The following is a 10,454-nucleotide window of genomic DNA, read 5'->3' as shown; positions in this document are numbered from 1 at the left end:
GGTCCGGGAGTCGAGTCCTTGCCGCCGTCCCAGGCGTAGGGGATGTACTGCAGGGTGGCGTTCTGGGCGAGGCTGACGACCGACGCGTAGAGGCCAGTGCCCTGGGAGGGCGGGGTCGCGGGGGCGGGGAGGTTGTACAGCGAGGCCTTGGTCGCGGGGCCGACGTAGCCGTCGGCGGCGAGTCCGGCGGAGGTCTGGTAGTTCTGCACGGCCGTGGTGGTGGCCGGGCCGAAGGAGCCGTCGGCGGTCAGGTTCGCACCGTGCGCGTTGAGCAGGTTCTGCAACTCGGTCACGCAGCCGTCGTGCTGGCCCGCGTGGATGGTCACCGGGCACCGGAGCGAGGTGAGGGTGACCGGCGTCAGCGAGAGTGCGTACAGCGCGCTCTTGGTGGCCGGCCCGACCTGGCCGTCGACGCCCAGCCGGGCAGAGGTCTGGAAGTTCCGCACCGCGGTGGTGGTGGCCGGGCCGAAGGAGCCGTCGACGGTCAGGTTCGCACCGCGCAGGTTGAGCTGGTGCTGCAGCTCGGTGACGCAGCCGTCGGACTCGCCGGCGGACAGGACCGAGGGGCACGAGGGGTAGTTGAGGTTGAGCGCGGGCGGCGGGGTGATGGCCGCGGCGGCCCCGGTCGCCGAGCCGAGGCCGAGGGCGGCGGAGACGAGGAGCAGCGCGACCGCGCGGCGGGCCCGCGCCGGAATCCGATGCCGAGTCCGTGAGGTGACGCGAGAACGCAAGAGTTCCTCCAAGGGGGGATCCGCCGACCGGCGGCGGGTGGACATGGATCAGCCCGTCTGGGCAGAACCGACGATCGATCAACACTGTCTCCTCGCAAGACCCTGGGGTGGAGGCAACCGCCGAAGTCTTCAACGAGCAGCTACCGTTGATCCAACAGGACGGTGTTGTTGCAACGACCGGTTGAACCTGGGGAATACACCAGCGCGGCCTACAACGAGCTGTGTGACCGGCTCGGCGTTGCCCAGTCCATGGGACGGGTCGGGCCGGCGGTCCGCCGCCCCCGCGTGTGGAGGGCGGGGGCGGCGGTGTCAGTGCCGTGCCGGGTGGTTACCAGGTGGTGGGCAGGTACGTGTAGCAGTAGGAGGTGCTGGTGCCGCCGCCCGCGCGGTAGGGCATGTCCGAGCCGGTGTAGGCGGGGTCGCCGTGGGCCATGAGGGCGTTGCCGGTCTGGGGGCCGAGGACGCCGTCCTGCGGGAGACCCATCTCCTCCTGGAAGTCCTTGATGGCCTGCTTGGTCTCGGGACCGAAGCTGCCGTCCTCGGCGGGCTCGCGGTGGTCGGAGCCAGAGGTGTGGAACCAGTAGGAGATGTTGTGCTGGGCGCACCAGACGCCGTGGGGGTTGTTGGTGTAGCCGGCGCCGATGTATCCGGCGCTCGGGCTGGCGTTGGCGGTGCCGGTGCCGAGGGTGGCGGCAAGCAGCGGCGCTGCGGCGACGGCGGCGATCTTGGCTATGCGCTTACGGTTGGCCATTGTGTATGGGCTCCTTTGGTCGGGTGTTGAATGGGCGGATTCAGACAGCAGGGGCGGTTCTCGTCGGGATGTCCATGCTGTGCGCGGCACGGACAGGCTTCCGGGCCGGTGCCGATTTCGTCAGGTCTATGGTGTCTTCGCGAAGTCGTCGGGCGGCTTTGATATGTGACGTCGGCCGCAGTCGGTTCGGTGGTCTTCGGGTGGGCGGCCGGTCATACGTCTCCCGGCCACCGTGCAGTGGAGACGCTATTGCGATATGTGGTGCCGCCAGCGGGGCGCCACACGACAGAAATCGGACCGTGCGCGTCAAATGGACGCATCCCGCAGTGGAGGCTGGCGGCACAATGGTTGAGCCGGACCCGCCTGACTGCGCGGCGGACTGGATCCGTTTCCATTAGGAGTCGGTGTGATCAACAAGAAGGTCGTGTCCCAGATCGGCACGATGGCAGCCGTCGCGGCTCTTGCCCTGGGTGCGTCCGTCGGCAGCGCGAGCGCTGGCGATGTCGGCCGTGTGGGTCCGAACTCGTCCAACGCGGATGCCGTCAGTTTGTCCAGGTCGCGCTGAGCGCGTGGGGCGGCAACGGCGCCGTCGACGTTGACGGTCGTTACGGTCGTTACGGTCGGCAGGCCGGCCGTGATGGACTACCAGAGCGCCAATCACCTGGAGGGTCGCAGGTATTTTCCGTGGGGAGATCGGCCTTCGTTCCGGGCACGGTAGGCTCCCACTGAATTTCGACATCGAGGTCGGACAAGTCATTTACGGCGCTTTCCAGCTGCATCACGGTCACAAGTAGCTCCTCATAGATGAATTGAGGTTTGGCGGACAAGCAGGCTGCTTGGGCGACTCAGAGGATCGACACGGCCTGCCGGTCTGGTCACAGTCGGCTATCCGGGTCGCTTTGCTGCCAGCCGGGAGGATCAGCCCGAGCCGGCGCCGATCCAATCCGATGCCCAGTCCGAGGACGGCGCCTGCGTCGAGGGTGGTGGCAGCGCGAAGCCCCCACTTCTTCCGCATGGTTGAGCCCTCTCCAGCCGCGGCCGTCACGGGAGGGGCGTCTCGCCTCTCCTGTCGCAGCACCAGGGAACCCGATCGCAGGGCGCTGGTCGAATCCTTCGACGAGATTCGAATATGATCATGAAAAAGTCGGGGGAACAACGTGATCCGTATCGGACTGACGGCGGAGGCCGTGGCGCGTACGCGCTTCGCGATCTCGCCGCTCTTCCAGGCCATGCACCTGCTCTTCATCCTGGGGCGGCGGCCGCAAGCCCTACCGCGCGAGCGGCGGTTACGGGCCCGGGACGTCATCGCCGAGCGTCGGCTCTGGCTGCTGGCCGCCCTGGCGGTCGGCCCGCACGGCTACACGCCCGACTTCCTCACTCCGCAGCCAACCGCCTACCGGCCACCGGTCTGCGACGAACTGCACCAGGTCGCGACCGCCGCACCAGGCCAGGTTCGGCAGGAGATGATGATGGTGCTCAACGGGCTCACCGAAGCCGGGCTGTCGGCCCATATCCCGAGCCGGCTGGTGCTCGACGCCATCGATGCCGGCGAGGACCGCTTCGCCGAGCGGCTGGCGGGTGAACTGGACGCCTTCTGGACAGGCGTGTTCCTACCGGACTGGCCCGACCTGTCGGCCCGACTGGAGCGCGACATCGGCCGACGCTCCGAACACACCGCACGCCACGGCCTCAGCGCCATGGCCGCCGGCCTCCACCCACGACTGCACTGGGCGGACGACGCCCTGGCCATCGCGTACGGCGACCACTCCGACTTCCAGATCACCGCGCCGGGCGTCATTCTCGTCCCGGGCGCATTCCAGCGCGGCCTCATGCTGTCCCTCTATCCCGCCGAGCCGCCCATGCGACGCACGCCGGTACTGGTCTACCCCGCACTCGCCGACGAAAAGGCTGCCGCCGACCGCCACCTCGGCGAACTCATCGGCGGCTCACGCGCCTCGATCCTCGCGGACCTGACAGAACCACGGAGCACCGCCGAACTAGCCGACCGGCTCGGCCTCAGCCCGAGCACGGTCTCGTACCACCTCCAGATACTCCACCGCACCGGCCTGGTACGCCGAACCCGCCGCTCCCGCCAGGTCCTCTACCAGGCGGTGGGCGACCCAAGGAGTCGATAGCCGCTACCCGTGACCGGGAACGTCCACCGGGCTGGGCAGCCCCCCCCCGATGCAAATCACCTGGCCGTGCCTTGCGAGGGTGGGTGATCGAGTCAGCGGGGTGACAGGTGATTCAACCAGTCCCGGCCCTTGGATACGTCCGTGGAGATGACGACAGGCTCGGGTTCGCCGTGAGGATCTTGAGGACGACCCCCTTCCTCACGAGAGCTTTGGGGGTCACATGTGGTCGCTGGGGACGACGAGGACGACCTTCGCGCCGAGCGTGTTCGGATCGCCGTCGCCCTACCGACCCGACCCGACTGATGATCACCACCATCGCCAGACACGAGAACAGTGCAGTCGCGGGTCAGCTGGCGACGGTCTTGGCGGTGCGTCCGTGGAGAGCGTTCAGGAGCGCGGACTGCTGCTGGGTCAGCTTTCCGTCTGTGCGCGCCTTGTCCTGCTTGCGCAGCCAGGTGCCGGGCCGGAACTACGGGCCCGCCTCGCCGCCGGTGCGGTTCGCCGACCCAGTCAGGGTTCCGCCGGCGGCGAGGTAGGCGAGCAGGCGCCGCTAGGAGCGGTTCCAGTCCGGCTCCAGGCACCACAGCTCGTCTTCGCCGGGCTGGTCGTACGTATCCTGACCATGCGCCCAGCGACCCGGACCGCCCCGGCCGCATTCCGCGACTATGAGGCGACTCACCAATGGGACGCTGCCGGGGCCGACAGGCCTGAGGACCACACCTGTCGGTCACACCATCACGCCGCCGCACGCTCGGCCAAGGGCCGGCGGCGGGCAGCCGGGACAAGGGACGGCGGGCGCCAGGCGCCATCCGGATGGTAGAGGTTGGTGCCGGACGGGACGAGTTCGTCAATGCGGTCGAGGGTCGCGTCGTTCAGGGTGAGGGCGGCTCCCTTCAGCAGGCCGGTGAGCTGCTCCATGGTGCGCGGCCCGATGATCACCGAGGTGACGGCCGGGTGGGCGATGGGGAAGGCCACGGCGAGTTCGGGCAGAGTGCAGCCGATCCCGTCCGCGAGCTCGATCAGCTGCTCGACCACCTCCAGTTTCCGGACGTTCTCCGCGAGCGCCGGATCGAACCGGTGCGGGGTGAGCGCGGCCCGTCCCGTGGCCAGATCGACCGGACCATCCTTGCGGTACCGGCCGGTCAGGAAGCCCGAGGCGAGCGGGCTCCAGGTGAGCACACCCATCCCGTAGCGCCGGGCGACCGGCAGCACCGAGGTCTCGATTCCGCGGGCCAGGATCGAGTACGGCGGCTGCTCGGTGCGGAAACGCGGCAGCGCGCGCCGCTCGGCGACCCACTGCGCCTCGACGATCTCCTCGGCTGGGAAGGTCGAGCAGCCGAACGCCCGGATCTTGCCCTGCCGCACCAGGTCGCCAAGCACGCCGAGGGTCTCCTCGATGTCCGTGTGGTGGTCCGGCCGGTGGATCTGGTACAGGTCGATCCAGTCGGTACGCAGCCGCCGCAGGCTCTCCTCCACCTCCCGGACGATCCAGCGGCGCGAGTTGCCTCCCCGATTGGGCCCCTCCCCCATCGGGAAGTGCACCTTGGTCGCCAGCACCACCTCGTCACGCCGCCCCTGGAGCGCCTTGCCGACGATCTCCTCGGACTCGCCCGCCGAGTACATGTCCGCGGTGTCGACGAAGTTGATCCCCTGGTCGAGCGCGGCATGGATGATCCGCACGCACTCGTCGTGGTCCGGATTGCCCACCGAGCCGAACATCATGGTCCCGAGGCAGTGCACGCTCACCTCGATGCCGGTGCCGCCGAGTATTCGGTAACGCATGGTCATCTCCTCTTCTCCGATCGGGCTGTGCGGCACTCTAGGAGCTGGAGTCGGGTCTAGCTCAAGTCCTAGGCTGATCGAATGGACACACCGACCTTGAGCATCGGTCAGGTCGCCGAACGCACTGGCCTGAGCGTGCACGCGCTGCGCTTCTACGAGCGCGAGGGCATCCTGGCCAATCCGGTGCAGCGAGCCGTCGGCGGCAGGCGCCGCTACACCGAGGGCGACGTGGAGTGGCTCAACCTGTGCATCATCCTGCGCGCCTCCGGGATGCCCCTGCCCGAGATACGCCGCTACACCGACCTCGTCCGCACCGGCGCCGGTACCGAACCGCAGCGCCTCGCCCTGCTGCGCGACCACGAGCAGCGCGTCCTCGCCCAGATCGCCGATCTCCACCGCAGCCTGGACCTCATCCGCCACAAGGTCGCGGTGTACGTGGACTACCTGGAGGCACAGGGACGACCGTAGTTCCGCGCATTCCCGCACTCCGCCGATCTGCCGCTTCAGCAGCAGCACCGTGGGTGCCGAACGATCATCTGCGCTGGTCATGCGGCAATGTTGGTGCTCGTGGAGTATGCCGCCGAGTCGGTGCCGTCGGCGGATTTCCAGCCTTGTGGCCGGAACCACCACCGCCATCGCCGCGTCGGTGGCCCTGTTCATCGTGCTCGCCACCTTCGCCTTCGTCACCGACCAACGGCGCCGCGAACTCGCCCTGCTGCGCCTGGTCGGCGCGACGCCCCGGCAGGTGCGCGCACTAGGTGGTTCCGAGGCCGTCCCGGTTGGGCTGGGCGCCTCCGTCGTCGGCTGCGTGCTGGGCGCGCTCGGCTCGGGGCGGCTGTGCGACTGGATGACCGGGCACGGGGTGGCGCCGCGCTGGTTCGAGATCGGGGCCGACCCGCTCGCACTGCTCATCGCCTTCCTGCTCGGGACCACGGCCGCGGCCGCCGGCGCCGGGACGGTCGCACTCCGGGCCGCGAGTGTCCGACCGGTGGAGGCGCTGCGCGAGGCCCGGACCAGCAGGCGGCCGATGACTCCGCTGCGCCGGGTGCTCGGCCTGGCGATGCTGGCCGGTGCGGTCGTCACCGGCCAGGTGATCGCCGCGGACAGCCCGGTGGACGCGGTCAACCCGCGCGAGTACGGCATGGTCCCGCTCCTCTTCACGGGTGCGTTCGCCCTGCTCACCCCAGTGGTGTTGCGACCGCTCGCCCGCCTGGCCACCTGGCCGCTCGGACGGCTGGGTGTGGTGCCGCTGCTAGTGCGGCAGAACGTCCTCACCGCGCTGCGCCGCACGGCCGCAACGGTGGCGCCGGTCGCGGTCGCCGTTGGACTGACCGCCACGATGCTCTGCGTGCAACAGGCGGGCGATCGCACCCGACTCGACCAGGCCCGCGAGCAGACCCACGCCGACCTCGTCGTCCTGCCCGACCACGGCGCGAAGCAGCTGAACGCGGCCACGCTCGACGCCCTCGCCGGCATCCCGGGGGCGAGGGTGACCACCGTCGCCACCGCACGGATCTACCTGGGCGGTTCGGACGGCCAGGTGATCGACACCCTCACCGGTCAAGGCCTCACGCCCGACCTCACTCGGCAACACGCTCACTCCGAAGGTGACCGAGGGCTCGCTGGCCACCTGGCCGAGGACTTCCTGGTGGTCGACCAGCACATCGCCCGAAGCGACGACCTGACGGTCGGCCAACGCGTGCCGGCCTGGCTGCCGGACGGCACGCGAACCGAGCTGCGGATCGCCGCCGTCGTCCAGACCGGGATCGGCGGCGACGCGACCTTCCTCTCCGCCGCCCACACGGCGGACGGGACCGCGGCGCACGCCGACCGAGCCTGGGTCACCGTCGAGCCGGGCGCAGACCGGGACGGCACCGCCGCCGCACTGGCCGCCGCGCTCAAAGGCCAGCCGGTCAAGACGGCTCCGGTGAGCGACTACTTCGACGCGCTGAGCGCCAAGCAGCACCGGCAGACCCCGGCCGCAGCTGTGGTGGTCCTCGGGATCGCGGTCGGCTACGCGCTGATCTCGGTGGCCAACACCCTGCTGATGGCGGCTGCCGGCCGCCGCCGTGAACTCGCCGCGCTCGCCCTGGCCGGTGTCACCGGGCGCAGACCCCGCGCGTGGTGGCCGGCGAGACGGTGCTCGCCGTCCTGATCGGCTCGGCCCTCGCCGCGGTGGCCGCCATATCGACCGTCGTTAGCAACGGCTCTCGCTGACCCGGATCGTCACACGGGTGCCGCTCTCGGTGCCATGGGCATCGATCGGCCAGGTCGCGCTCCTCTGCGCGATGACGGCAGTGGTCGCGGCCGTCATCGCTGCCTGGCGGGCAGGACATGGCCGAGCCGTCGAGGTACGCCGCCCGCGAGTGACCACCGCACCCGGGGAGGCACGAGGGTCGGACCCGTCGCGTGTTTGAGACCACCGGCGACGTTCGGACGGCGAGGAAGGCCGCGAACCAGAGCTTCCCGTGGACATCCGCTCGGTCGCGACGACGGTCCGGGGGTAAGGCGAGTCAGTCATCGTACGGGCTCGGAGCACTGGGGCGATTCCGAAGCCACGAGCCGGTGGGCAGGGTGACAGGTCAGGGCGCTGGACGGGGCGGCGAACGCCTCGGCGATGGCGGACGAACCAACCAGCACGACACCGGCGCGGGCCACGCGGACCAAGCCGTCCACGTTCTCGGCCGCAGGGCCGAACGCGCAGCCGGTGTCGACGGTGCCGTAGACCTGGTAGCCGTCCGAGGCGGCGGCCAGGGCCGTGAGCGTCAGGCTGGTCTCGGTGCGAAGGCCCGCGACGACCAGCTCGGAACGCTCGGTGGCCGCAACAGCGGCTCGCACCTGGGGCGTGTCCCAGGCGTTCGCGGTCGCCCGGTCGAGCACCTCGAGGCCCGGCGGCAGCGCGGCGGCGAGGGCGGGCGAGATCCGGCCCGCACCGGAGAGGGCCGCCCGAGTCGTCACGACCAGCGGCACCCCCTCGGCGCGGGCGGACCGGGTGAGGGCGAGGACGTTGCCCATCACCATGCCCGGCGGCACACCGCGAGCGGCCGGGAGCCGGTGGGCGGCAGCGAGCAGACCCACCTGGTAGTCCGCCAGCAGCACGACGGCGTTTGCGGGCGAGAACCGGACGGAGGGCAGACGGATGGGCGGAACGCCGGACACGGGCGCCTCCGGGGGAGGGGTCTGAGGACGTCAGCCACGATCTGCGAAGGGAATCCAGGGCCGACGCTCAACGATTGCCGCAGGCCGGGAACGGTGACAACGGCAGAGATCGCAACACCCGGTAAGCGCGGCTTACCGCACGTGTCCGGCACTGCCGAATGACCTCCCGCCGCCGAAGGTCCGACCGGAACTGAGATCATTCAAGGGGACACCAAAGCTCAGGGGGAACAACGATGGCGGAACGTCACGAGATCGAATGCTTCCTGGCGGTCGCCCGCGAGTTGCACTTCGGACGGGCCGCAGACCGTCTGCTGGTCACCAGAGCCCGGGTCAGCCAGACCATCCAGAAGCTCGAACGCCGCATCGGCGCACCGCTCTTCGAACGCAGCAGCCGCCACGTCCGGCTGACCCCGCTCGGGCAGCAGCTGCGCACCGACATCGAAGGCCACCACCAGGCCATCCTCGACGGCTTCGCCCGTGCCGCCGCGACCGCGCGCGGCATCACCGGCGTGCTGCGGATCGGCGTCCTCGGCTCGTACGGACACCTGATGCTCGACGTCTTCGAGACGTTCCGATCCCGCCACCCGGACTGCGAGATCGACATCCGCGAGGTCCAGCTCAACGACCCCTTCGGGGCGCTGCGCGCCGACGAGCTGGACCTCGTCGTGCCCTGGCTGCCGGTACGGGAGCCGGACCTGACGGTCGGCCCGACGATCGGCACGGAACCGATCGCGCTGGCCGTGGCCCCGCACCACCGTTTCGCGGGCCGTGAGTCCGTCTCGCTGGAGGAACTTGCGGACGAGCGGACGGTCACGGTGGCCACCAAGGCGCCCGATTACTGGCTGGAGGCGCACCGTCCCTCGCACACCCCGAGCGGGAGGCCTATTCAGGGCCCGGCGGTGACCACCTTCGAACAGATCCTCGCGACTGTCGCCACCGGACAGGCGGTCTCCTTCGTCTCGGCGCACGCGCCGGTCTACTTCAGTCGCCCCTCGGTGGTGTATGTGCCCATCAGTGATGCCCCGCTGGTGAGTTGGGGTCTGGTGTGGCGTTCCAGCGGGGTGAACGACCGGATCCGGGCATTCTGCCAGGTCGCCCGGGAGGTGCTGACCGACCGGGACCGGCGGTAAGCACGGCTAACGGGCCGTTCCGATCTCGGCCATTGTTCAAGTCGCCTTCCACCGTGAATGGTTGCGGTCATGGAGACACGCGAAACCGCCCTCCGCGGGCAGTACGGCGGCGTGGCCGGCCGTGATCAGCGCGCCCACCACCGGCCTGCCGTGCTTCATCTCGTCGTGGTCCGCCGTGACTCGTCGGGCTACCAGTACGTCCACTCCCGGCTCGACGGCGACGGCACCTGGCGGGTCGCCGTCCCGCTCGACCGGTCGGCTACCTACCATGCCTTTGCCGATTTCGAGTCCGGGGCCGGGGATCTGTTCACGCTGGGCGTGGAGGTCACCGTGCCCGGCGCGGCCGGGTACCGACCGCTGCCCGAGCCGGCCACGGAGGCCGACACCGACGGCTGCAGCATCACGTTGGACGGGTACCTGGTCGCCGGTGAGGGTGCGCAGCTCACCTTCAGCGTGCACCGCGACGGCCGATCGGTCGCCGATCTACAGCCCCATCTCGCCGCGTTCGGGCATCTGATGACGCTGCGTGGCGGCGATCTGTCGCATCCGTACATGCGCCGTGACGGTGAACCCGGCGATGGTGTCCCTCGGCCCGGCCCCGAGATCACCTTCCGCGCGATCAGGCCAACCGGCGGCGCGTATCGGCTCCGCCTGGACGTCAGGTACGGCGACCAGATGCGCGTGGCCGAATTCGCCGCCGTCGAGCCGGCTGACCTGGATCCGCGGCGGGCTGCATGACGGTGAGATCGGGCGCCAGGTCCGGCCG

The 10,454-nt window shown here is 70.0% G+C and carries 10 protein-coding genes; 6 read left to right on the top strand and 4 right to left on the bottom strand.

Annotated elements, in window-relative coordinates; all coding sequences use genetic code 11:
* Together ACFV1W_RS28230 and ACFV1W_RS28225 are read right to left on the bottom strand one after the other, a co-directional pair.
* A partial coding sequence (locus ACFV1W_RS28230) for a peptidoglycan-binding protein (RefSeq protein ID WP_380420053.1) occupies nucleotides 1-731 on the bottom strand: 731 nt, incomplete at its 3' end.
* 328 nt (nucleotides 732-1,059) lie between these two features.
* On the bottom strand, nucleotides 1,060-1,482 hold the full coding sequence (locus ACFV1W_RS28225) for a peptidoglycan-binding protein (RefSeq protein ID WP_380420052.1): 423 nt from the start codon (nucleotides 1,480-1,482) through the stop codon (nucleotides 1,060-1,062).
* Nucleotides 1,483-1,888: 406 nt separating this feature from the next.
* On the opposite strand from ACFV1W_RS28225, the gene ACFV1W_RS28220 reads away from it, so the two are divergent.
* Entirely contained in the window at nucleotides 1,889-2,047 is a 159-nt protein-coding gene (locus ACFV1W_RS28220; protein ID WP_380420051.1) for a hypothetical protein, read from the top strand.
* Between the two features lie 592 nt (nucleotides 2,048-2,639).
* Nucleotides 2,640-3,617: a winged helix-turn-helix domain-containing protein gene (locus ACFV1W_RS28215; protein WP_380420050.1), complete on the top strand. Its 978-nt coding sequence runs from the start codon at nucleotides 2,640-2,642 to the stop codon at nucleotides 3,615-3,617.
* Between the two features lie 735 nt (nucleotides 3,618-4,352).
* Here the strand turns inward: ACFV1W_RS28215 and ACFV1W_RS28210 are convergent.
* Nucleotides 4,353-5,399, bottom strand: a complete 1,047-nt coding sequence (locus ACFV1W_RS28210) for an aldo/keto reductase (protein WP_380420049.1) — start codon at nucleotides 5,397-5,399, stop codon at nucleotides 4,353-4,355.
* An 81-nt stretch (nucleotides 5,400-5,480) separates the two neighbouring features.
* Between ACFV1W_RS28210 and ACFV1W_RS28205 the strand changes: the two genes are divergently transcribed.
* Entirely contained in the window at nucleotides 5,481-5,867 is a 387-nt protein-coding gene (locus ACFV1W_RS28205; protein ID WP_380420048.1) for a MerR family transcriptional regulator, read from the top strand.
* Between the two features lie 145 nt (nucleotides 5,868-6,012).
* Nucleotides 6,013-7,554 carry an FtsX-like permease family protein gene (locus ACFV1W_RS28200; RefSeq protein ID WP_380420047.1) on the top strand — a complete coding sequence of 514 codons (1,542 nt, stop codon included), beginning with the start codon at nucleotides 6,013-6,015 and terminating at the stop codon, nucleotides 7,552-7,554.
* A 362-nt stretch (nucleotides 7,555-7,916) separates the two neighbouring features.
* Here ACFV1W_RS28200 and ACFV1W_RS28195 read toward each other — a convergent pair whose 3' ends face one another.
* Entirely contained in the window at nucleotides 7,917-8,558 is a 642-nt protein-coding gene (locus tag ACFV1W_RS28195) for an isochorismatase family protein (RefSeq protein ID WP_380420046.1), read from the bottom strand.
* A 233-nt stretch (nucleotides 8,559-8,791) separates the two neighbouring features.
* On the opposite strand from ACFV1W_RS28195, the gene ACFV1W_RS28190 reads away from it, so the two are divergent.
* Nucleotides 8,792-9,688: a LysR family transcriptional regulator gene (locus tag ACFV1W_RS28190; RefSeq protein ID WP_380420045.1), complete on the top strand. Its 897-nt coding sequence runs from the start codon at nucleotides 8,792-8,794 to the stop codon at nucleotides 9,686-9,688.
* Between the two features lie 69 nt (nucleotides 9,689-9,757).
* A complete protein-coding gene (locus tag ACFV1W_RS28185; protein ID WP_380420044.1) occupies nucleotides 9,758-10,426 on the top strand; it encodes a hypothetical protein in 669 nt (222 codons plus the stop codon).
* Nucleotides 10,427-10,454: the final 28 nt, after the last annotated feature.

Origin of the sequence: Kitasatospora sp. NPDC059648, assembly GCF_042734825.1 — a bacterium.
In the GTDB taxonomy this organism is placed as follows: Bacteria; Actinomycetota; Actinomycetes; order Streptomycetales; family Streptomycetaceae; genus Kitasatospora.
Note: the sequence above shows the minus strand (reverse complement) of the source record. Positions and strands in the feature narration are given on the sequence as shown.

Coding starts and splice junctions, on each gene's coding strand:
- ACFV1W_RS28205 (WP_380420048.1), top strand. CDS start 5,481: ATGGACACACCGACCTTGAGCATCGGTCAGGTCGCCGAACGCACTGGC.
- ACFV1W_RS28185 (WP_380420044.1), top strand. CDS start 9,758: ATGGAGACACGCGAAACCGCCCTCCGCGGGCAGTACGGCGGCGTGGCC.
- ACFV1W_RS28225 (WP_380420052.1), bottom strand. CDS start 1,482: ATGGCCAACCGTAAGCGCATAGCCAAGATCGCCGCCGTCGCCGCAGCG.
- ACFV1W_RS28190 (WP_380420045.1), top strand. CDS start 8,792: ATGGCGGAACGTCACGAGATCGAATGCTTCCTGGCGGTCGCCCGCGAG.
- ACFV1W_RS28210 (WP_380420049.1), bottom strand. CDS start 5,399: ATGCGTTACCGAATACTCGGCGGCACCGGCATCGAGGTGAGCGTGCAC.